Below are 22,595 nucleotides of genomic sequence, written 5' to 3'. Positions count from 1 at the left end.
GTACCGGTTCAGCGTTCGCGCAATTTGCGCAAGAACAGCCCTTGCCAAAAGTAGTCGTGACCGGATCGCGCTTTCCGAACGATCCCACGCTCAATCCGATCGGCGCCACGGTAATCACCGCAGAGGAAATTCGTAACGCCGGCGCGAGTAATGTGAATGAAGCGATTCGCAAGGTCGGCGGTGTGTTCGGCCGTCAAAATGCCACCGGCACTCAGGATTTTTCATTGGATCTGCGCGGCTTTGGCGCCACCAGCGATCAAAACATGGTGGTGCTGGTTGACGGCGTCCGGCTGTCGGATAACGAACAGAGCATTGCGCTGCTATCGACGATCCCAGTCGAGTTGGTCGAACGGATCGAAATCGTGCGCGGCGGCAGCAGCGTGCTGTATGGCGATGGCGCTACCGGCGGCACGATCCAGGTGATTACCAAGCGCGGCGGACAAGACGGCACGCACGGCACGGTGACGGCGGAAGTCGGCTCCTACGGTCAGCGTGAGGTACGCGGATCGGTGTCGAAGAGCTGGGACGGATTTACGCTGGATGCCAATCTGGGCCGGCAGCGTGCGGATAATTATCGCGACAACAATGGCGTGAAACAGGAAAATTTCGGCGGCGGTTTGCAATGGGCTTCCAGCCAGGGCCGGATTGGCATGCGGATCGACAGTTCGCGGCAGGAATACCGTCTGGCGGGTGCCTTGGATACGCTGCAACAGTTCAACGACAATCCGCGGCAGACCTTGCACCCGAACGATTTCGGCTCGGTCGACGTCGATCGCTACACCTTGTTTGCGGAGCGCAAGCTGGGCGCGTTTGAATTGGCGGCTGAACTGTCTCATCGTGAAAAAACGCTCAAAGCCTCCTACGGTGCCGGCGCCTTCCAATCGGCATCGGAATACAACAGTCGGGGCACCCAGTTTTCGCCGCGTGTGCGCCACCTGTCGGCATTCGGAGACTTGAAAAATGAATTGGTGGCCGGGCTGGATTGGGCCGATTGGTCGCGCAATACGAATAGCGATTTCTCCAACAACAAGGCGAACCAGCATTCGAAAGCGGCGTATGTGCGCGACGAGATCAAGCTGGGCAATGCCCGTGTGGCGGCCGGCGTGCGGCGCGAGATCTTCCACAAGGATGCGGACGACACACAGGCGTTCACCAAAATCAAATACAAGCAGGCGCAGGCGGTCAATGCCTGGGATCTGCAAGGCAGTTACGGCTTGATGCCGGGCTTCGATGTGTTTGCCAAGACAGGGCAGAGCTACCGGGTGGCCAACGTCGACGACAACGCCCAGACAGCAGTCCCGAGTCAGGTATTGCAGCCGCAGATTTCGCATGATCTGGAATTTGGCAGCAGCATCGGCAATGCCAATCACAAGCTGACCGTGAAATGGTTCCAGCATCGCCTGCACAATGAGATTTTCTTTGATCCGACCGCGGGAGCGTTTGGGTCCAACGTCAACCTGGACCCGACCAAGCGCCAGGGCGTTGAGGTCGAAGCCAGCACCCGCCTGACATCGGCGATCACGGCGAAAGCCAATTTTCAGCATGTGTCGGCGACGTTCACCGAGGGGGCGAATGCCGGCAAAGAGATGGTGCTGGTGCCGCGCAATATCGCTTCGGCCCGTCTGAACTGGATATCCGGCGGCCAGACGGCCGATGTCGGCGTGCAATGGGTTGATTCGCAGCGCTATGGCGGCGACTTTTCGAATAGCTGCGATGCCAAGATTCCGTCATTTACGACGGTCGATGCGCGCTACGCGATTCGGATCAGCAGTTGGGAACTGGCGCTGGCGGGCAGCAACCTGACCGGCAAGAATTACTTCACCAATGCTTACGGTGCTTGCCGCAACGGGATTTATCCGGATGCAGGACGTCAGTTGAAATTCACAGCGCGTTACGATTTCTGATGCGCCGAGCAAGTAGGTAGTACGTAGGGCGGATGAGCGCAGCGTTATCCGCCGTTTTGGATACATCGAATGCATGTGATGCATCCAGCGGCGGATAACGCTGCGCTCATCCGCCCTACGGGTTGTCGCGGATTTTGACAGGTGCCTGGATGCCGAGAGTGCCTCGATCAAATTTCCAGATTGTCGATCAGGCGGGTGCCGCCCAGCTTGGCAGCGGCCAGCACCACCAGTTTTTCACCTTGCGCCAGGTCGCCGGCTGCGGGCGGTTGCAGATCGTTGCGCTTGCGGATCGAGATGTAGTCCGGCTTCCAGCCGCGGCTCTCGAGTTGGGCCATGGCTTGCTTCTCCAATTCGAAGATATCCTGATGTCCGGCCCGCATCTCGTCGGCGACCTGGTTCAAGGTTTTGAACAGGGTCGGTGCTTCGGCCCGTTCGTCCGCGGACAGATACATATTGCGCGACGACAGCGCCAGTCCATCGTCGGCGCGCCAGGTTTCGGCGGCGATGATTTCGGTCGGCAGTGCGAATTGCTTGGACATATTGCGAACGATCATCAGCTGTTGATAATCTTTTTTCCCAAACACCGCCACGCGCGGCTGGACGCAGGAAAACAGCTTCAGTACCACGGTCGTGACGCCGGTGAAAAATCCCGGACGGAATTCGCCTTCGAGCATATTGCCCAGGCCGTCGGGCGGACGCACACGGAATTCCTGCGGTTCTGGGTACAGATCTTTTTCAGTCGGCGCGAACAACACGTAAACGCCTTCTTTTTCCAGCTTGGCGACGTCGGCGGCAAAGGTGCGCGGATATTTGTCGAAATCCTCGTTCGGCCCGAATTGCAGGCGATTGACGAAGATCGACGCCACCACCGGATCGCCGTGTCTTTTGGCCAGCCGCATCAGCGACAGGTGGCCTTCATGCAGATTGCCCATGGTCGGCACGAATGCGGTACGTAATTGGCCGCGCAGTTGATCGCGCAATTCTTCGATGGAGGAGATTATTTTCATAATTTTTTATATTGCGGGGCAGAGTTTAAGAGCCACCGTAGCGTGGCGAATTACTCTGTCTCCAACTGATTAAGAGGGAAGGTTGAGGCATATGCAAAATTACGCCGGCGCATAAGTCGGCGAATAAGCCAGCCGTACATAGATCGGCGCAAAAGGTTCTGCCTGCGTGATTTCAACCAGGGTTTCCTTGGCCAATTCCAGCAGCGCGACGAAATTGACCACCAGCACCGGCACCCCGCGCGCGGGATCGAACAGGTCGGCGAACTCGACAAAGCGGGCCGATTGCAGACGTCGCAAAATCCCGGTCATATGCTCGCGCACCGATAGTTCTTCGCGGCTGATGGTGTGATGCGCGGTCAGTTTGGCGCGCTTGATGACATCGGCCCAGGCCGCCTGCAAGTCGCCGATATCGACTTCCGGCCAGCGCGTGACGACGCTTTGCTCGATGTAGATCTGGGTGCGGACGAAGTCCCGCCCGAGTTGCGGCAATACGTCGATCTCACGCGCGGCCAGCTTCATTTGTTCGTATTCCAGCAGCCGCCGCACCAGCTCGGCACGCGGATCTTCTGCTTCGTCGCCGCCGTCGGTTTTCCTGGACGGCAGCAGCATGCGCGATTTGATTTCGATCAGCATCGCCGCCATCAGCAGATATTCTGCCGCCAGCTCCAGATTGTGAATCCGGACTTGATCGACATAAGCCAGATATTGCAAGGTGACTTGCGCCATCGGGATATCGAGAATGTTGAAGTTTTGCTTGCGGATCAGGTACAGCAGCAGGTCGAGCGGCCCTTCGAATGCTTCCAGGAAGATTTCCAGCGCATCCGGCGGAATGTACAAATCGTTCGGCATGCGGAACAGCGGCTCGCCGTACAGACGCGCAAAAGCGACGCCGTCGATCACGTTCGGCGTCGAATCGGGCTGCCCCTCCAGCATCAGTTCGGCAGCATCCGACAAATTCTGGCTCATCTTGATCTGATCTTCACCAGGGCTAATGACGGGTGAGCGATTTAGTGATTGTTTTGATAAACGTAGGGTTGTTGCGCCACGCGCGAATCCTGGGTCCGTTGGCGGCTGTCCAGGTCAATCGGCGCCTTGTCCCACAACAGCGCGCGCCCGGCGAGCTGTTGCGCTTCCAGCTGCGGATTCTTTTGCTTGAGTTCGGCGATGAATTTGGTGAGCTCAGACTCGTATCCGGAGATTTGCTTGGAGAATTTCATGGTTTATTTGACAATTCAAGAGGAGTAGGCGCTATTTTATGCCATTTCCTATTTGACTGAGTTGTTTGTTGGCTGGATCATCCGATATTGCCATGATTAGTTGGGGACAGAGTAATTCGGCACGCTGCGGTGCCTCTTAAACTCTTTCCCGCAATTGTTTTTGACGCGACAGGAGAAAAAATGAAGCCATGGATGGGCAGTATTCTTGCAGTGGTTGCGCCTTTTCTGATCGCCGCCTGCGATCAGCAGGGGCGTCCGGTTGAGGAATTCGGCTTGGACAAACTAGGGCGCGGCGTGTCGTCCGAAGCGGATGTGCGCAATGTCATGGGGCAGCCGGATACGGTCTGGGAAGAAGAGAGCGGCGAGCGCTCGCTGGAATATCCGAAAGGACCGGAAGGGGCGCGCACCTGGATTTTCTCGATCGGCAAGGATGGCAAGTTAGCCGATTACAAGCAGGTGCTGACCGAAGAAAATTTCGCCAGGATCAAAGTCGGCATGAGCAAGGACGAAGTCCGCAAGATGCTGGGAAAGCCACGCACCGTGGTGCAGTTTTCGCGCAAGAACGAAGAGGTCTGGGATTGGCGCTATATCCAGGGCGACCACAGCAAGGGCCTGTTCAACGTGCATATGGATATCACCAGCGGCCGGGTGACCGGGACTTCAAGTTCGGATATTTCAGGGCACTAATCAATACGGGCACCTCGAAAAACCTACTGCAGGGTTTGGTAAACTCGCCAATCTCGGGACTGCAGGGGTGACATATTCGTCGCCGTACCCCCGTACGGCTGCAGGTGTTGCAACTTCGTCGTCCCGACCTTGGGCTGCTCGCTACGGTTTTTCAAGGTGCCCATACGGCATCTTTGCTGCTGCTTGTCGCGTCCGAGCTGGCTCAGACGCGACAAGTATGCCGTGTTTAACCGACCCGCATGCCCGGTTCTGCGCCCGGCCACGGGTTCAGCACGTAAATGCCGGGATTGGTTTTCTCGTCGGCGGCCGATGCCGCCAGCACCATCCCTTCGGAGATGCCGAATTTCATCTTGCGCGGCGCCAGGTTGGCCACCATCACCGTCAGCTTGCCGACCAGCTCTTCCGGTTTGTAGGACGATTTGATGCCGGAAAAGACGTTGCGCAAGCGGCCTTCGCCCACATCCAGCGTCAGCCGCAGCAATTTGTCAGAGCCGTCGACCGCTTCGCAATTGACGATTTTGGCGATGCGCAAGTCGATCTTGGCGAAGTCGTCGATTTTGATTTCGGGGGCCAGCGGCTCAATGGCGTTGTTGATCGCGCTGTCGGTCGCAGCTTCTGCAGCCGTAGCAGGCGCAGCGGCTTCCGGCGCGTCGAACAAGGCTTCCAGCATCTTCGGTTCCACCCGCGTCATCAAATGCGTATAGGCGTTGATGCTATGGCCGTCAGCCAGCGGCGCGGCAACGTCAGCCCACACCAGCGGCTGGATTTGCAGGAAGGCTTCGACTTGCGCTGCCAAGGTCGGCAATACCGGCTTCAGGTAGATGGTCAAAATCCGGAACGCTTCCAGCAAGCGGCTGCAGACTTCATGCAGCGCCGCTTCCTTGCTTGGATCCTTGGCCAGTTCCCATGGCTTGTTGGCATCGACGTAGGCGTTGATGATGTCGGCCTGCTCCATCACTGCTCGCAGCGCCTTGCCGTATTCGCGCGCATCGTACAGGTTGCGAATATCGGTCGCGACCGCGCGCAGCTTGGCCAGGAAAGGATCGCTGTCGCTAGCCCAGCCGGTGCTGACCTTGCCGTCGAATTTTTTGGCGATGAAGCCGGCGGCGCGGCTGGCGATATTGACGTATTTGCCGATCAGGTCGGAGTTCACGCGCGCCACGAAGTCGTCCGGATTGAAGTCGATATCTTCGACTTTGGCGCTCAGTTTGGCGGCGATGTAATAGCGCATCCATTCCGGATTCATGCCAAGGTCCAGATAGCGCAGCGGCGAAATGCCGGTGCCGCGCGACTTTGACATTTTCTCGCCGGATACGGTCAGGAAGCCGTGCACGAAGATATTGTTCGGTACTTTTTGTCCCGAGAATTTCAACATCGCGGGCCAGAACAGCGTGTGGAAATAGGTGATGTCCTTGCCGATGAAGTGATACTGCTCGGTGCTCGGGTCGGCCATGAAGGCGTCGTAATCGCGGCCGGTCTTGCCGAAATAGTTTTTCAGTGAAGCCAGGTAGCCGACCGGCGCATCCAGCCAGACGTAGAAATATTTGCCCGGCTCGTCCGGAATCTCGATGCCGAAATAAGGCGCGTCGCGGCTAATGTCCCAGTCGCCCAGGCCGCCGTCGCCTTCCAGCCATTCCTTGGCTTTGTTGGCCACCTCGGATTGCAGGCGCGGCTTGCCGTCGGCATTCCCCAAGGCCCATTCGCGCAGGAATTCGACACATTGCGGATCGGACAGCTTGAAGAAAAAGTGTTCCGACGATTTCATCACCGGCGTCGCGCCGGTCAAGGTCGAGTACGGATTCTTCAGGTCGGTCGGCGCGTACACCGAGCTGCAGACTTCGCAGGAGTCGCCGTATTGATCCTTGGCGCCGCATTTCGGGCATTCGCCCTTGATGTAGCGGTCCGGCAGGAACATGTTTTTGACCGGGTCGAAGAATTGCTCGATGGTCTTGGTCGCGATAAAGCCGGCTGCCTTCAGCTTGCGATAGATGTCGCGTGACAGTTCGTGATTTTCCTGGCCGTCGGTCGAATGCCAGTTGTCGAACGCGATATGAAAACCATCCAGGTATTGCTGGCGGCCGGCGGCGATCCGGGCCACGAATTCCTGCGGCGTGACGCCGGCTTTTTCGGCGGCAATCATGATAGGCGCGCCGTGCGCGTCGTCAGCGCCGACGAAATTGACTTCATGGCCCTGCATTCGCTGGAATCGTACCCAAATGTCGGCCTGGATATATTCCATGATGTGGCCGATATGAAACGCTGCATTGGCGTAGGGCAGGGCGGTCGTGACGAAGAGTTTGCGCGGGGATGAAGTCAAAGGGGAGCTCATTTAGCAGTATTTAGCGATGCTGGTTGGAATAAAAGAGTGATTTTAGCAGTGCCGGCCGGATTCTCGCAGTTAGCCGAGGGATTAAGGCCGCTTCCGGCGTGCTGATCGCTTGCCCTCTCAGCGGGAAAAGTGCGATTTGGTTTAGACTTGTCGCACGCAAACATGGGAGAAGTAATGAGCATCACGATTGAAGCGGTCAAGACAGCACTGTCCAGTGTGATTGACCCGAATACCGGTAAAGATCTGGTGTCCAGCAAATCCGCAAAAAATATCCAGCTCGACGGTGTCAATGTGGCATTCGATGTCGAACTGGACTATCCGGCGAAAAGCCAATTCGAATTGATTCGCAGCGCCGCTGTTGATGCGGTGCGCACGGTTGCCGGCGTCGGCAACATCAGCGCCAATGTGTATTCAAAAATACAATCGCACGCGGTGCAGCGCGGCATCAAGCTGATGTCGAACGTCAAGAACATCATCGCGGTCGCATCGGGCAAGGGCGGGGTCGGCAAATCGACCACGGCGGTCAACCTGGCATTGGCGCTGGCGGCTGAAGGGGCGCAGGTCGGGATCCTGGATGCGGACATCTACGGCCCGTCGCAGCCGATGATGATGGGCATCAGCGGCCGTCCCGAAACCAAGGACGGCAAGACCATGGAGCCGCTGGAAAACCACGGTTTGCAAGTGTCTAGCATAGGTTTCATGGTTGACCCCGACGAGCCGATGGTATGGCGCGGCCCGATCGTGACCCAGGCTTTGCAGCAATTGCTGGAGCAGACCAACTGGCGCGATCTCGATTATTTGATCGTCGACATGCCGCCGGGTACCGGCGATATCCAGTTGACCCTGTCGCAAAAAGTGCCGGTGACCGGCGCGGTGATCGTGACGACGCCGCAGGACATTGCGTTGCTGGATGCGCGCAAGGGTCTGAAAATGTTTGAAAAGGTCGGCATTCCCATCCTCGGCATCGTCGAAAACATGAGCACCCATATCTGCTCCAATTGCGGCCACGCGGAAGCCATTTTCGGCGAAGGCGGCGGCGCCAGGATGTGCGGCGAATACGGCGTCGAATTCCTCGGCGCGTTGCCGTTGACGATGTCGATCCGGACCCAGACCGATTCAGGCACGCCGAGCGTGGTGGCGGAACCCGACGGCCAGGTAGCGCATATATACAAGGAGATCGCACGCAAGGTGGCGATCAAGGTGGCGGAAAAGGCCAAGGATATGAGCAGCAAGTTTCCTAGCATTGTTATCAAGAATGATTGATGGAAAATATTTGAGGTCAGACTTTCAAGTGATGTGTTTAATTAACCTGCTTTTTATCTAGATAAGGGATTACGCGATGAAGTCACGGATTTTTGCTGTGCTATTTTCTGCATCTGTGCTGACAGCCGGCTTTTTGCCGCAGCTGGCCCATGCTGCCAATTCTGTTTCGTTTATCGAGCCGGCCGATGGCGCCGTGGTCAGCAGCCCGTTTACGGTCAAGTTCGGGATAAGCGGGATGGCGGTCAAGCCGGCCGGCGATATGACTCCGGACACCGGTCATCATCATCTGTTGATCAATCTGGATAGTGTCCCGGCAGGGCAGATTATCCCGAAGGATACTCAGCATTTGCATTTTGGTAACGGTCAAACCGAAACGACAGTAACGCTGCCGCCCGGCAAATATCAGCTGACCATGCAGTTCGGCAACGGCATGCATCAATCCTATGGCCCTGAACTGAGCAAAACCATCAACGTTACCGTCGAATAAAAGTGATGGTGGGGCGCGCGCCGCAAACCAACTGAGGAGCGCGGTTCCATCCTCCAGTGCAACGCGGTAAAATGCGGTTTTCATTGATAACGGCTTTGGCAACCCAAGGCCGTTTTTATTTATCATGACTGCTCCTGCCTCTATCTCCGCATCCACTCCGGTGCGCACCCGTTTCGCTCCCAGCCCCACCGGTTACCTGCATTTGGGCGGCGCCCGTACCGCCTTGTTTTCGTGGGCTTATGCGCGCCATTTCGGCGGCACTTTCATTCTGCGCATTGAAGATACCGATCTGGAACGTTCGACGCCGGAAGCGGTGCAGGCGATCGTCGACGGCATGCAATGGCTGGGCCTGAACCACGATGAAGGTCCGTTCTACCAGATGCAGCGGATGGAGCGTTATCGTGAAGTGATTGCGAAAATGCTGGCTGACGGCACTGCGTATCACTGTTATTCGTCGCCGGAAGAAGTGGAAGCGATGCGCGAACGGATGCGCGCCGCCGGCGACAAGCCGCGTTACGACGGCACCTGGCGTCCGGAGCCGGGCAAAACCTTGCCGCCGGTTCCAGCCGATCGCAAGCCGGTGGTGCGGTTCAAGAATCCGCTGGACGGCGATGTCAGCTGGGACGACGTGGTCAAGGGCACCATCACGATTTCCAATCGTGAAATGGACGATTTGATCATCGCCCGGCCGGACGGTACGCCGACCTACAATTTCTGCGTGGTGGTGGATGACTGGGATATGCAGATTACCCATGTGATCCGGGGCGACGATCACGTCAACAACACGCCGCGCCAGATCAATATCCTGAAGGCGCTGGGCGCTGCATTGCCGTTGTATGGCCATGTGCCGATGATTCTGGGCGCCGATGGAGAAAAGCTGTCGAAGCGGCACGGTGCGGTCAGCGTGATGGATTATCCGGCGCAAGGCTATTTGCCGGAGGCGATGCTGAACTATCTGGCGCGTCTCGGCTGGAGCCACGGCGACGATGAAATCTTCTCGATGGAGCAGTTCTGTGCCTGGTTCGATCTCGATCATCTGTCGAAATCGCCGGCGCAATTCAATCCGGAAAAACTGGCCTGGATCAATAACCATTACATCAAGCTGGCCGACAATGCGCGCCTGGAAGCGTTGATGCGGCCATTGATGGAGCGCGATGGCGCCGTATTCGCCAATGCGCCGGATGTGCAAAAGGTTTGCGGCTTGTTGAAAGAACGCGCCAACACGGTCAATGAACTGGCCGCTGCTGCCATGCTGTTCTATCGCCAGCCGCAGCCTGACGCAGCCTTGCTGACGCAGCATTTCACCGATGCGATCAAACCGGCATTGGCTGAATTTGCCGAACGTTGCGCCACGGTCGAGTGGAACAAGGAAAGCCTGTCGCCGATGATCAAGGAAGTACTGGCCAACCACAAACTGAAAATGCCGCAATTCGCGATGCCCTTGCGTCTGATGGTGACCGGTCAGCTGCAGACTCCGGCCATCGATGCGGTGCTCGAATTATTCGGGCGCGACGTGGTGTTGCAACGCTTGCAGAAATATCTTTAATAAATTTTACAAACGGGATTTACAAGCGCGAAATAACCTTGCTATAATCTCGTTTCTTCGCAAGGGGGGTATAGCTCAGCTGGGAGAGCGCTTGCATGGCATGCAAGAGGTCAGCGGTTCGATCCCGCTTACCTCCACCAAGAATAACGAAGTAAGGCAGTACGGCAGAGCATCGCAGTACGGACAGTTTTCTGTCCCCATCGTCTAGAGGCCTAGGACATCACCCTTTCACGGTGAGTACGGGGGTTCGAATCCCCCTGGGGACGCCAGGATTTATATTTGTACCGAAGATGTCGATCAGAAGTTTGGTCATCGCATTCGATATGAAGTCAATTTGATATAAGCCATAAGGCCGCCAAACGCGGCCTTTATTGTTGGCAGTATCAACGCTGCGGTAGCAAAGCAGCAATGTAGTACGGACAGATCATTGTCCCCATCGTCTAGAGGCCTAGGACATCACCCTTTCACGGTGAGTACGGGGGTTCGAATCCCCCTGGGGACGCCAGGACAAACGCCCACGCAAGTGGGCGTTTTTTTTTGTGTCCACAAGTAAGCCGCCTGCGCGGTTTACGCGGGGGATGAGAAGGGAATCGCTTGCAAGCGATTCCGCGGCCTGCAGCATGTAGGCGAATCCCCCTGGGGACGCCAGGACAAACGCCCACGCAAGTGGGCGTTTTTTTTGCGTCCACAATTAAGCCGCCTGCGCGGTTTAATTGCGGTCATGCGGTTCCATTTGATCGCGATCCCGATGCATCATCATCTCGCGCGCACGCCGCATGTCTTGATCAAAATTGCTCTTGGCTTCGCGCCGGCATTCGCCTGCTTCCGGGCCGCGCATTCGCCTGCATTCGTCGATGGCTTGTTTATAAGCATTCTGATTCTCTTTTTGCATAGTCCGAAAACGCGCCTGCGGCGTTCTATCTTCCATCCCCCAGCGCTGCGGCTCCCTGATCTGGACGTTTTCTTCAGCAGCAATGACGTGCAGCGCCAGTGCATTGGCGACAATAAAAACCGATAAGAATACTGGTTTAAGCTGAATTTTCATGATTGCTCCTTGTTTGTTTTTAGCTACGTGGAGAAATTAAGCCGCATCCTCAGTAACGAGAAATTTGTCCGTTATCAACCCGCACCCGATCGCCGACTCGCAGATCGCCCGGATTGCTGACGTTGATGGTTTGGACACTGTTGTTGCGCATGCGGATGCGGATATTGTAGGAAGCCGGTCCGCCGCTACTGCTGCGCTGTTCCAGCTGATTGCCGACCACGGCGCCACCGACCGCGCCGGCGATGGTGGCCAAGGTGTTGCCGCTACCTTTACCGACTTGATGACCGACCACGCCGCCCAGCACGCCGCCGACCAAGGCTCCGCCGATACCTGCGCTCGGCGGCGTATTGAGCACATCAATTGCTTCTATCACGCCATAGTCGTTGATATAGCCTTGCTGGTAGGCAGGAGGGGCAGACGTAGAGGGCGGATTGCCATATCCTTGCCCGCTGCCATAGCCACCACCATAACCGCCGCCGCCATACCCGCCGCCGCCATAGGGTGCAGCGCAGCCGCCGAGCAAGAGCGAGCCGCCAATTAAAGTCGCCAGCATGGCTTGATGAGATGTTGTTCGGATTTTCATACGATCTCCTTTCAATGATTGGAAGTCTCTTGGCAGAGGCTGACCACTGAGCTTGCGCCTGTGCAGAGATGAGTATTGTGCGCGCACTTGATGAAAACGGTCGTTGCGTTATTGGTGCGCAGCGGGAACTAGGCCATGCGATTGCCTCGATTCAACCAGGGTATCAGCGTCGTCCACCGTTATTCGACGTTTGAATCAGGTCATTGTTCCTTTTCAACGCAATCGCCCTTCAGTTCTGCGTCCAATACCCTGGCTCCGCATAGATGGCCTTCAAGCGGTCGATGAAGAAACGTACCTTGGCCGGCAAGTGCCGTTGTTGCGGATAAACCGCCATGATGTCGTAGTGCGGCAGCGCAAAATCGTCCAATACCGTCATCAGCTCGCCGGAGGCCAGTTGCGACTGGATCTCCCAGGTCGAGCGCCACCCCAGCCCCAAGCCTTCACTGACCCAGCGATGCAGCAATTCGCCATCGTTGCAGTCCAGATTGCCGGCGGTTTTAATCGTCACCGGTTTGCCGTTTTGCTGAAAATACCAGCCGCGCTGCTGGCCGCCCTGCAAATTGAACGACAGGCAATTGTGGCTGGCAATGTCGGCTAGCGTGCCGGGGATGCCGTGGCGCTCGAAATATTCCGGCGTGCCGCACACCACGCGCCGATTGCTGGCCAGTTTCACCGCGACAAAATTGGGATCGATCGCACCGCCGATGCGGATGCTGATGTCATAGCCCTCGCGCACCAGATCGACCACGCGGTCGGTCAGGTTGAACGAGATTTTCACTTCAGGATTGGCGGCGATGAAGGCCGGGGCGTGCGGCGCGACGTGCTTGCGGCCGAATGCGGCCGGTGCCGACACCACCAGATGGCCGGTCGCCTTGTGGCGGCCTTCCGAAATAATTTTCTCGGCGACCTCCAGTTCGCTCAGCAAGCGGCGGCAATGATCGAGAAATACCGTGCCCTGCTCGGTCAAGGTCAGATGCCGGGTAGTGCGGTGCATCAGCTTGGTGCCGAGCCGCTTCTCCAGTGCATCAATGCGCCGTCCCAGCATCACCGGCGTGATGTTTTGCTCCAGCGCGGCAGCCGCCAGGCTGCCTTTTTCGACCACGCTGACATAGGCTTCGATTTGCTTGAGTTTGTCCATATCTCCTCCAAGCGCTTACTTTAAGCTTTATTCAATACTTGAAGTATTGAATAAAGCGATATTTTGTATTCTTATCAAACAATATGTTTGGTTATAGCATCCGTCTCATCAACTCGCTAATCCCCCTCGGAGGCAATATGGCAAAGATGAAGGCAGTAGACGCAGTAGTGCACGTATTGGAAAAAGAGGGCTGCCTGCAAGCCTTCGGCGTGCCGGGTGCCGCAATCAATCCGTTCTACTCGGCGCTGAGACGGCATGGCGGGATCCAGCATGTGTTGGCGCGTCACGTCGAAGGCGCATCGCATATGGCCGAGGGCTATACCCGCGCCAATCCGGGCAATATCGGCATCTGTATCGGCACTTCCGGCCCGGCCGGGACCGACATGATCACCGGCCTGTATTCGGCGCAGGCGGATTCGATTCCGATCCTGTGCATTACCGGCCAGGCGCCGCGTGCGCGTTTGTACAAGGAAGACTTCCAGGCGGTCGATATCGAAGCGATCGCCAAACCGGTCACCAAATGGGCGGTCACCGTGCGCGAGCCGGCTTTGCTGCCGCGCGTGTTTCAACAAGCTTTCCACATCATGCGTTCCGGCCGTCCTGGGCCGGTCTTGATCGACATGCCGTTCGACGTGCAAATGGCCGAAATCGAATTCGACCCCGACACCTACGAGCCATTGCCGGTATATCGGCCCAAGGCATCGCGGGCGCAGATCGAAAAGGCATTGAGCATGCTGAATGCGGCCGAGCGGCCGTTGCTGACCATCGGCGGCGGCGTGATCAACGCCGATGCGGCGGAGTTGGCGGTCGAGTTTGCCGAATTGACCGGGGTGCCGGTGATTCCCACCTTGATGGCGTGGGGCGCGATTGCCGACGACCACCCGCAAATGGCCGGCATGGTCGGTCTCCAGACCAGTCATCGCTACGGCAATGCCACCATGCTGGCGTCCGACTTCGTGCTCGGGATCGGCAATCGCTGGGCCAATCGCCATACCGGCTCGATCGACGTCTTCACCAAGGGCCGCAAGTTCGTCCACGTCGATATCGAACCGACCCAGATCGGCCGCGTATTCGATCCCGACTACGGCATCGTGTCGGATGCCAAAGCGGCGCTGACCTTGTTCATCGAAGTGGCAAAAGAGTTGAAGGCCGCCGGCAAATTGCCGGACCGTTCGGCCTGGCTCGGCGAGTGCCAGCAGCGCAAGCGCAGCATGCAGCGCCGCACCCACTTCGACAACGTGCCGCTCAAGCCGCAACGGGTGTACGAAGAAATGAACCGCGCCTTCGGCCGCGACACCTGCTACGTCAGCACCATTGGCTTGTCGCAGATCGCCGCCGCCCAATTCCTGCACGTGTACCACGCGCGCCGCTGGATCAATTGCGGCCAGGCCGGTCCGTTGGGCTGGACCATTCCGGCCGCGCTGGGCGTTTGCGTCGCCGATCCGAAGCGCGAGGTGGTGGCGATTTCCGGCGACTACGATTTCCAGTTCATGATCGAGGAATTGGCGGTCGGCGCCCAGTTCAACTTGCCTTACCTGCATGTGGTGGTCAACAACTCCTACCTCGGCCTGATCCGCCAGGCGCAACGCGGTTTCGAGATGGACTATTGCGTGCAACTGGCATTTGAAAACATCAACGCGCCCGAACTCAACGGCTACGGCGTCGATCACGTGGCGGTGGTGCAAGGGCTGGGTTGCAAAGCGATCCGGGTCACCGATCCCAACGCGATCCAGGATGCATTCACGCAAGCCAAACGCTGGATGAAAGAATTCCGCGTGCCGGTGGTGGTGGAAATCATCCTGGAGCGCGTCACCAATGTTGCCATGGGGACCGAAATCGACAACATCAATGAGTTCGAAGAGCTGGCCAAGAGCCGCAGCGACGCGCCGACTGCTATTTCGTTGCTCGACTAACGACCAGTTTATAGATTGAAGTACCCTTGCACTGTGGGGCGCCTCTTAAAACCGTAGCGAGCGGCCCAAGGTCGGGGCGAGAAGCGGAGCCGTACGGTTGTACGGCGAGCATCGCAGCCCCGAGATTGGGCCGCGCAGTAGGTTTTTAGAGGTGACGTTTAAATGAGGAGAATATGAGATGACAAAATTAGCCGCCAACCTGACCATGCTGTTCACCGAGTTGCCGTTCCTGGATCGCTTCGAAGCGGCGGCCAAGGCCGGATTCAAAGGGGTCGAGTTCCTGTTCCCGTACGCATTCCGGCCGGAACAGATTGCCGACAAGCTGAGCACCCACGGCTTGCAACTGGTCTTGCATAATCTGCCGGCGGGCAACTGGGAGGCCGGCGAACGCGGCATCGCCTGCCATCCCGACAGAGTCAGCGAATTTCGGCATGGCGTCGATGAAGCCTTGCGTTACGCCAAGGTGCTCGGCGTCAAGCAATTGAACTGCCTGGCAGGCATCGCGCCGGCTGGCGTCAGCGCCGAACTCGCGCAAGCCACCTTCGTCAGCAATCTGACGTTTGCCGCCGACAAGTTGCAGGCCGCAGGCATCCGTTTGCTGATCGAGCCGATCAACAGTTTCGACATCCCCGGTTTCCTGCTGACCCGCACCCGCCAGGCCCTGGACCTGATCAAAGCTACCGGTTCCGGCAACCTGTTCGTGCAGTACGACATCTATCACATGCAAAGGATGGAAGGCGAGTTGGCCAACACCATCATGGCCAATTTGCCGATGATCAAGCACATGCAGCTGGCGGACAATCCAGGCCGTTTCGAACCGGGAACCGGCGAGATCAACTACCGCTTCCTGTTCGCATTTCTGGATGACATCGGCTACGACGGCTGGATCGGCTGCGAATACAAACCGAAAGCCGGCACGGTCGAAGGCCTGGGCTGGCGCGCAGCACACGGCGTCTGAATTTCATCAACACGGTTCAACTCACTCGGGAGAAACAACATGGCAAAAGTCGGCTTTATCGGACTCGGCATCATGGGCGCGCCCATGGCGGAAAACCTGCAGCGCGGCGGTCACAAACTGTATCTGCATGACCAGAAAAATCCACCGGCAGCATTGATCGACGGCGGCGCCACCGTGTGTACTTCCGGCGCCGAAGTCGCCAAACGCGCCGACGTCATCATCATCATGGTGCCGGATACGCCGCACGTGGAAGCGGTGCTGTTCGCCGAAAAAGGCGTCGCCGAAGGACTGTCGGCCGGCAAGGTGGTGGTCGACATGAGTTCGATTTCACCGATCGCGACCAAAGCCTTCGCCAAGAAAATCAACGCCCTCGGCTGCGAATACCTGGATGCCCCGGTGTCCGGCGGCGAGGTCGGCGCCAAAGCCGCGTCGCTGACGATCATGGTCGGCGGTTCCGAGTCTGCCTTCAACGACGTCATGCCTTTGTTCGAACTGATGGGCAAGAACATCACGCTGGTCGGCGGCAACGGCGACGGCCAGACCACCAAGGTCGCCAACCAGATCATCGTCGCCCTGAATATCCAGGCGGTGGCCGAAGCCTTGTTGTTCGCGTCCAAAGCCGGCGCCGATCCGGCTCGCGTGCGGCAGGCCCTGATGGGCGGCTTCGCCGCATCGCGCATCCTGGAAGTGCATGGCGAACGGATGGTGAAGCGCCATTTCAATCCGGGCTTCCGCATCGAACTGCATCAAAAGGACCTGAACCTGGCCTTGCAGGGCGCGAAGGCGCTCGGCGTGTCGCTGCCGAACACCGCGGTGGCGCAAGAGTTGATGAACTCCTGCGCCGCCAACGGCATGAGCGGCCTCGATCATTCGGCGCTGTGCCGGGCGATTGAAATCATGTCCAATCACGAAATCGCGAAGGCTTAATGACGCGATTGTGTATTTGATCCACTCCGTATTACGTCGACTTTTTCGTAGTACGGGGTGGGGCGCAATGTCGGAAGGCGCTACGCTTTTCCGACCTACAATGGCTGTCTCTCTCGCCACCGATCAAGGTTCATCCGCATGACTACCTCCAACATCCAGCCCCAAATCAAACCGCGCCAGCTGCTGCTCGATATGTACCAAAGCGCGGTCGATGCGGTGAGCGCCGCCAAATGCCTGCCGCAATATCTGGCGGCGATACCGGCACCCTCGGGCCAGGGGCGTACCTTGGTGATCGGCGCCGGCAAAGGCGCCGCCGCCATGGCGCAGGCGGTGGAACAGCACTGGCCGGGCCAACTGTCGGGCTTGGTCGTGACCCGCTACGGCCACGGTGCGCCATGCGAGCGGATCGAAGTGGTCGAAGCCTCGCATCCGGTGCCGGACGAGGCCGGCCGCCAAGCTGCCGGACGCATGCTGGCAATGGTGCAAAACCTGACTGCCGACGACCTAGTGCTGTGCCTGATTTCCGGCGGCGGCTCGGCGCTGCTGGCACTGCCGGCCGACGGCATCACGCTCGAACAGAAGCAGGCGATCAATAAAGCGCTGCTGAAAAGCGGCGCCAATATTTTTGAAATGAACTGCGTGCGCAAGCATCTGTCGGCCATCAAAGGCGGGCGGCTGGCGCTGGCTTGCGCCCCGGCGCGGGTAGTGACACTGATGATTTCGGATATTCCCGGCGACGATCCCGGCATCATCGCCAGCGGCCCGACCTTGCCCGATCCGACCACTTGCGCCGATGCGCTGGCGGTATTGCGCAAGTACCAGATCGAGATTCCCCACGCAGTTCTGCAACACCTTGCATCCGGCGCCGACGAAACCGCCAAGCCCGGCGATCCGCGCCTGGCGCGCAACCAGCACCACGTGATCGCGACCGCGCAAGACGCGCTGGAGGCGGCCGCAGCCACCGCCATTGCCGCCGGCATCACGCCCTATATTTTGTCCGATGAAATGGAAGGCGAAGCACGCGATATCGGCTTAGCGCATGCGGCGCTGGCCAGGCAGATCGCGCGTCGCGGCCAGCCGTTCAGCAAGCCTTGTGTGGTCCTCTCCGGCGGCGAAACCACGGTCACGGTACGCGGCAGCGGTCGCGGCGGCCGCAATGCCGAATTCCTGCTAAGTCTGGCGACGGCGCTGGACGGCTTCCCCGATATTCATGCGATCGCCTGCGACACCGACGGCATCGACGGCTCGGAGGACAACGCCGGCGCGATCTATCAGCCGGACTCGATGCGCCGGGCGGCGGAGCGTGGCCTGCGCGCCCGCGCCATGCTGGACAACAATGACGGTTATGGATTTTTCAGCGTGCTGGGCGATCTCGTTGTGAGTGGACCGACGCGTACCAACGTCAACGATTTTCGTGCGATGTTGATCTTATAAAAAGCAGAGGAAAGTTCACGATGCGACGCCAGCGTAAAGCAAAAATTGTAGCCACACTCGGCCCGGCCAGCGCCGATCAAGACACCATCCAGGCATTGTTCGAAGCCGGCGCCGACGTCTTCCGTTTTAATTTCAGCCACGGCAGCCACGCCGATCACCAGCGCCGCTACGACATCGTGCGCGAAGTGGAGCGCAAAGTCGGCCGCCCGATTGCGATCCTGGCCGATTTGCAAGGACCCAAGCTGCGCATCGGCCAGTTCGACGAAGGCCGGATCCAGCTCGCGGCCGGCCAGGAATTCACGCTCGACCGCGACAGCGCGCCGGGCAACAATCAGCGCGTATGCTTGCCGCATCCGGAGCTGTTCGCGGTCATCGCCGCCGGCCAGTCGCTGCTGCTGGACGACGGCAAAATACGGCTGCAAGTGCTGGCCTGCGATGGCAGCCAGATCCACACCCGCGTCGTCAACAGCGGCACTTTGTCGGATCGCAAGGGTGTCAACGTGCCGGATGCGGTGCTGCCGATCCCGGCCTTGACCGACAAGGACAAGCGCGATTTGCAGTTCGCGCTGGAACTCGGGGTCGACTGGATTGCGCTGTCGTTCGTGCAGCGGCCGGAAGACGTACTGGAAGCGCGGGCCTTGATCGGCGATCGCGCCAGCGTATTGTCCAAGCTGGAAAAGCCGGCTGCACTGGATCAACTGGATGCCATCGTGCAGGTATCCGACGCGATCATGGTGGCGCGCGGCGACCTCGGCGTCGAGCTGCCGCCGGAGTGCGTGCCCGGTGTGCAAAAGCGCATTTTGCGGGTCTGCCGCCAGCACGGCAAACCGATCGTGATCGCCACCCAGATGCTGGAATCGATGATCAGCTCGCCGGTGCCGACCCGGGCCGAAGCATCCGACGTCGCCAGCGCAATCTATGACGGCGCCGATGCGGTGATGCTGTCGGCGGAATCCGCCAGCGGCGCGTATCCGATCCCGGCGGTGGCCATCATGGATCGCATCATCGCCGAAGTCGAGCGCGACCCGCTGTATCAAAACATGCTGGATGCCCAGCACCAAGCGCCGTTGCCGAATCGCGGCGACGCCATTTGTTCCGCCTTGCGCGATGTGACCCGGATCGTCGGCGCCAAGGTCACCGTCACCTACACCAGTTCCGGCCACACCAGCCTGCGGGCGGCACGCGAACGGCCGACCGCGCCGATTCTCAGCATCACGCCAAAGCTGGCGACCGCACGCCGACTGGCGTTGGTGTGGGGCGTGCACTCCACCATCAGCGATCAAGTGCATAACGAAAGCGAAATGGTGGCGGCAGCCTGCCGCACCGCGGTCAAGGAAGGCTACGCCGCAGCTGGCGACCAGATCGCGATCACCGCCGGCATGCCGTTCGGTCAGCCGGGCAGTACCAATTTGCTGCGTCTTGCCGAGATCTAGTCCACTAGTAAGGATGCATGTCTAGCGCTGAGCCCTACCGCAGGAGCTCAGCCAAGCACGGCCGGCAGACGTTGTGCCGGGCGCACGCAGTAGCACGATCCCCCATCGATTTCCTCCTCATTGCATAGGCGAATGACCTGGCTGGCGCCAGCATCGGACGCCTTTCCATGCAAATCCCTTAGATCACATTAAGAAAACTCTGTTTTTAAACGCAACAAAGTTGTGCGCCGTTTGTGTTGACTTAATTTCAATACAATGTGCTCTCGCCGCACTTTGGCGAACCGTGCGATATGGCAGCGAATGCTATCCAAACGAGAAATTTCATGACATCGGGTTTGCTGCATTTAATTGAATCGCTATTGAAAGCAGGTCAACAGTAGTTAATAGATCGAGGAGATATATATGGATATGAAAAGCACTGTGTTCATGACGGGGTTTCTGGTCTACATCCTGGCCATGATCTGGCTAGGCTGGTTTGTCTCTCGCAAACAGAAGAGCGGCGAGGACTTCTTGCTGGGCGGGCGATCTTTCCCGTTTTTCCTGACCTTGGGGACCACGGTGGCGACCATGGTCGGCACCGGTTCCAGCATGGGCGCGGTTGGATTCGCCTATGTCAACGGCTGGGCCGGGGCGCTCTACGGCTTGGGCGGAGCCGCCGGCATTTTGTTGCTGGCCTGGTGGTTCGCGCCGGTGCGCCAGCACCGCTTCATGACCATGAGCGAGGAGCTTTCTTACTATGTCGGAGCCAACCGGCTGGTGAAGAATATCTCCGGCGTGCTGATGCTGGTCGCCTCGATCGGCTGGCTGGGAGCGCACATGCTGGGCGGCGGCATGTACCTGGCCTGGATGGCAAAGATTGAACCGGCCACCGCCAAATGGATCGTGGCGCTGGGCTTTGCGATTTATGTGGTGATCGGCGGCTATACCGCCGTGGTTTGGACCGATACCGTGCAGGCGATCATCCTGTTTGTCGGATTCATCCTGATCGCGGCGATTTCGGTCTATCAGATCGGCGGCCTGAACCATATCTACGATGCGATGGATCCTGCCGCGGTGACCATGCTCGGCATCGGCAAACTCGGCGGCCTGCATGCGCTGTCGCTGGCGATGGTGGTGGCGGTGGGCGTGCTGGCCACGCCGTCGTACCGCCAGCGCATCTACGCCGGGCAGAGTGTCGATACCGTGCGCCGTTCGTTCGTGATGACCGGCGTGCTGTATTTATTCTTCAGCTTGTTGCCGGCGCTGATCGGCATGGCGGCGCGCACCATGGAGCCCAACCTGTCCAACGCCAGTTACGCCTTTCCTTATCTTGCTTCCGAAGTGTTGCCGATGGCGATAGGCATGGTGGTGTTGATTGCAGGACTGTCGGCGACGCTGTCCAGCGCCAGTTCGGATGCGGTGGCCGGGGTCTCCATCCTGCTGCGCGATGTCTACGTCATGTGCAGCGGCCGCATGCCGGATCGCGACAAGGTGCTGGTTTATTCGCGTCTAGCGCTGGTGGCGGTGATCGGACTGGCGCTGCTGTTGGCCTTGCTGTCCGACGACATCATCGGCTACATCACCAAGATGATCGCGACCGTCATGTCGGGCTTGTTCATCTGCGGCGTGCTGGGCCGCTTCTGGCCGCGTTTCAATTGGCAGGGCGCGCTGGCGGCACTGGCCGGCGGCTCGGCCATGTCGATTGCCGTGATGTTGATCGAGGACTGGGCCAAATACTGGAGCAACCCGGTGATTCCCGCCGTGACCACCGCTCTGTGCGCCGGCGTCGCGGTCAGTCTGCTGACGCCGCGTTGCCCGATTACGCCGGAGCAGGCGTTGGCGGTGCTGGACGATGAGCGAGCCCAGATGGAAGAGCTGAAGCCGGTCTAAGGCCAAGCAGCCAAACGCCGCCATTTTCGGAGTCAAGCAGCAGATCTTGGGTCTTGCCCCGGAAAATGGCGGCGCTCCCACAGGGCACCTCGACAAACCTACTGCGCGGCTCAATCTCGGGGCTGTGATGCTCGCCCGCTCCGTACGGCTGCAGGTGTTGCAACTTCGTCGCCCCGACCTTGGGTCGCTCGCTACGGTTTTTCGAGGTGCCCCACACCTCACCGCAACAACCCAGGAGCCGCGCCATGCCGACCGCCTCCCGCACCCTCAGTGCGAAGAGTCCTGCCATCCCCGAACACTTGCCGGGCCGGCCGGCACTGCTTGCAGTCAGACTGAGCGGCAGCGAAGGGATCAATTCCCTGTTTGAATATCGCCTGCTGCTTAAAACCCCCGACGCCGTCAAGAATCGGTTTTCTCTCGCTGCCCGCTTCAACCTGGACGATTTCATCGGCCGCGACCTGACCGTCAGCATCGCACTGGACGGCGACGGCACCCGCGAAATCTCAGGCTTGATCAGCGACGCAAAAATGCTGCGCGAAGCAGGCCGGGATGTGTCCTACGAATTGACTTTGCGGCCCTGGCTGCATCTGGCGACGCTGCGCACCAACAGCAAGATATTCCAGGAACAGACCGTGGTGGAAGTGCTGGAAGATTTGCTGGTCGATTATGCTTTCCCGGTCGAGAAACGCCTGTACGACTTCACCCGTTACCCGAAGCGCGACTACCAAACCCAATACAACGAAACCGACTTCGCCTTTTTCAGCCGCCTGTGCGAAGAATGGGGCATCAGCTATTTCTTTGAGCACAGCGACGGCGCGCATCGCCTGATCCTGGCCGACGCCAATGCGGCGTTCA

General features: G+C 58.7%; 19 protein-coding genes and 3 tRNA genes. 15 read left to right on the top strand and 7 right to left on the bottom strand.

Features of this window, described 5'->3' with window-relative positions:
* Positions 1-41: 41 nt before the first annotated feature.
* Entirely contained in the window at positions 42-1,904 is a 1,863-nt protein-coding gene (locus tag ACFPM8_RS01030) for a TonB-dependent receptor family protein (protein ID WP_378994057.1), read from the top strand.
* 167 nt (positions 1,905-2,071) lie between these two features.
* Here the strand turns inward: ACFPM8_RS01030 and panC are convergent, their stop codons facing one another.
* From panC to ACFPM8_RS01015, 3 genes are all read right to left on the bottom strand, one after another.
* A complete protein-coding gene (panC, locus tag ACFPM8_RS01025; protein ID WP_378994055.1) occupies positions 2,072-2,911 on the bottom strand; it encodes a pantoate--beta-alanine ligase in 840 nt (279 codons plus the stop codon).
* Between the two features lie 99 nt (positions 2,912-3,010).
* Positions 3,011-3,877 carry a segregation and condensation protein A gene (locus ACFPM8_RS01020; protein WP_378994053.1) on the bottom strand — a complete coding sequence of 289 codons (867 nt, stop codon included), beginning with the start codon at positions 3,875-3,877 and terminating at the stop codon, positions 3,011-3,013.
* A 41-nt stretch (positions 3,878-3,918) separates the two neighbouring features.
* Positions 3,919-4,128, bottom strand: coding sequence for a DUF3460 family protein (locus ACFPM8_RS01015; protein WP_378994051.1), 210 nt, complete (start codon positions 4,126-4,128; stop codon positions 3,919-3,921).
* Positions 4,129-4,308: 180 nt separating this feature from the next.
* Here ACFPM8_RS01015 and bamE point away from each other — a divergent pair, with 180 nt between their 5' ends.
* Positions 4,309-4,815 (top strand): outer membrane protein assembly factor BamE domain-containing protein, encoded by a 507-nt coding sequence (gene bamE, locus ACFPM8_RS01010; protein WP_378994050.1) that lies wholly within the window; start codon positions 4,309-4,311, stop codon positions 4,813-4,815.
* Positions 4,816-5,041: 226 nt separating this feature from the next.
* Here the strand turns inward: bamE and metG are convergent, their stop codons facing one another.
* A complete protein-coding gene (gene metG / locus ACFPM8_RS01005) occupies positions 5,042-7,144 on the bottom strand; it encodes a methionine--tRNA ligase (RefSeq protein WP_378994049.1) in 2,103 nt (700 codons plus the stop codon).
* Between the two features lie 174 nt (positions 7,145-7,318).
* Here metG and apbC point away from each other — a divergent pair, with 174 nt between their 5' ends.
* From apbC to ACFPM8_RS00975, 6 genes are all read left to right on the top strand, one after another.
* Complete coding sequence (apbC, locus tag ACFPM8_RS01000) at positions 7,319-8,407, top strand: iron-sulfur cluster carrier protein ApbC (RefSeq protein ID WP_378994048.1); 1,089 nt, start codon at positions 7,319-7,321, stop codon at positions 8,405-8,407.
* Positions 8,408-8,483: 76 nt separating this feature from the next.
* Positions 8,484-8,894: a DUF4399 domain-containing protein gene (locus ACFPM8_RS00995; RefSeq protein WP_378994047.1), complete on the top strand. Its 411-nt coding sequence runs from the start codon at positions 8,484-8,486 to the stop codon at positions 8,892-8,894.
* 124 nt (positions 8,895-9,018) lie between these two features.
* Entirely contained in the window at positions 9,019-10,440 is a 1,422-nt protein-coding gene (gene gltX / locus ACFPM8_RS00990; protein WP_378994045.1) for a glutamate--tRNA ligase, read from the top strand.
* A 64-nt stretch (positions 10,441-10,504) separates the two neighbouring features.
* Positions 10,505-10,580: transfer RNA gene (locus ACFPM8_RS00985), tRNA-Ala, on the top strand.
* A gap of 53 nt (positions 10,581-10,633) precedes the next feature.
* A tRNA-Glu gene (locus ACFPM8_RS00980) sits at positions 10,634-10,709 on the top strand.
* 160 nt (positions 10,710-10,869) lie between these two features.
* Positions 10,870-10,945, top strand: a tRNA-Glu gene (locus tag ACFPM8_RS00975).
* A gap of 204 nt (positions 10,946-11,149) precedes the next feature.
* On the opposite strand, the gene ACFPM8_RS00970 is transcribed toward ACFPM8_RS00975, so the two are convergent.
* The 3 genes from ACFPM8_RS00970 to ACFPM8_RS00960 all read right to left on the bottom strand — a co-directional run bounded on the left by ACFPM8_RS00970 (position 11,150) and on the right by ACFPM8_RS00960 (position 13,206).
* Entirely contained in the window at positions 11,150-11,485 is a 336-nt protein-coding gene (locus tag ACFPM8_RS00970; RefSeq protein WP_378994044.1) for a hypothetical protein, read from the bottom strand.
* 49 nt (positions 11,486-11,534) lie between these two features.
* Positions 11,535-12,068 carry a glycine zipper 2TM domain-containing protein gene (locus ACFPM8_RS00965; protein ID WP_378994042.1) on the bottom strand — a complete coding sequence of 178 codons (534 nt, stop codon included), beginning with the start codon at positions 12,066-12,068 and terminating at the stop codon, positions 11,535-11,537.
* A 229-nt stretch (positions 12,069-12,297) separates the two neighbouring features.
* Complete coding sequence (locus tag ACFPM8_RS00960) at positions 12,298-13,206, bottom strand: LysR family transcriptional regulator (protein WP_378994040.1); 909 nt, start codon at positions 13,204-13,206, stop codon at positions 12,298-12,300.
* Between the two features lie 137 nt (positions 13,207-13,343).
* On the opposite strand from ACFPM8_RS00960, the gene gcl reads away from it, so the two are divergent.
* From gcl to ACFPM8_RS00925, 7 genes are all read left to right on the top strand, one after another.
* Positions 13,344-15,119 (top strand): glyoxylate carboligase, encoded by a 1,776-nt coding sequence (gene gcl, locus ACFPM8_RS00955; RefSeq protein WP_378994038.1) that lies wholly within the window; start codon positions 13,344-13,346, stop codon positions 15,117-15,119.
* 178 nt (positions 15,120-15,297) lie between these two features.
* Positions 15,298-16,077 (top strand): hydroxypyruvate isomerase, encoded by a 780-nt coding sequence (gene hyi / locus ACFPM8_RS00950; protein WP_378994036.1) that lies wholly within the window; start codon positions 15,298-15,300, stop codon positions 16,075-16,077.
* 39 nt (positions 16,078-16,116) lie between these two features.
* Positions 16,117-17,004: a 2-hydroxy-3-oxopropionate reductase gene (locus tag ACFPM8_RS00945; RefSeq protein ID WP_378994034.1), complete on the top strand. Its 888-nt coding sequence runs from the start codon at positions 16,117-16,119 to the stop codon at positions 17,002-17,004.
* 138 nt (positions 17,005-17,142) lie between these two features.
* Complete coding sequence (locus ACFPM8_RS00940; RefSeq protein ID WP_378994032.1) at positions 17,143-18,438, top strand: glycerate kinase type-2 family protein; 1,296 nt, start codon at positions 17,143-17,145, stop codon at positions 18,436-18,438.
* Between the two features lie 20 nt (positions 18,439-18,458).
* A complete protein-coding gene (pyk, locus tag ACFPM8_RS00935; RefSeq protein ID WP_378994030.1) occupies positions 18,459-19,871 on the top strand; it encodes a pyruvate kinase in 1,413 nt (470 codons plus the stop codon).
* A 402-nt stretch (positions 19,872-20,273) separates the two neighbouring features.
* Positions 20,274-21,740 carry a sodium:solute symporter family protein gene (locus ACFPM8_RS00930; RefSeq protein ID WP_378994028.1) on the top strand — a complete coding sequence of 489 codons (1,467 nt, stop codon included), beginning with the start codon at positions 20,274-20,276 and terminating at the stop codon, positions 21,738-21,740.
* A gap of 245 nt (positions 21,741-21,985) precedes the next feature.
* Positions 21,986-22,595: type VI secretion system Vgr family protein (locus ACFPM8_RS00925; RefSeq protein ID WP_378994026.1), on the top strand; the 610-nt coding region annotated here is incomplete at its 3' end.

Origin of the sequence: Paraherbaspirillum soli, assembly GCF_042654985.1 — a bacterium.
GTDB lineage: Bacteria > Pseudomonadota > Gammaproteobacteria > Burkholderiales > Burkholderiaceae_D > Paraherbaspirillum > Paraherbaspirillum soli.
The sequence above is the reverse complement of the archived record's forward strand: the minus strand, read 5'-3'. Positions and strand labels throughout refer to the sequence as shown.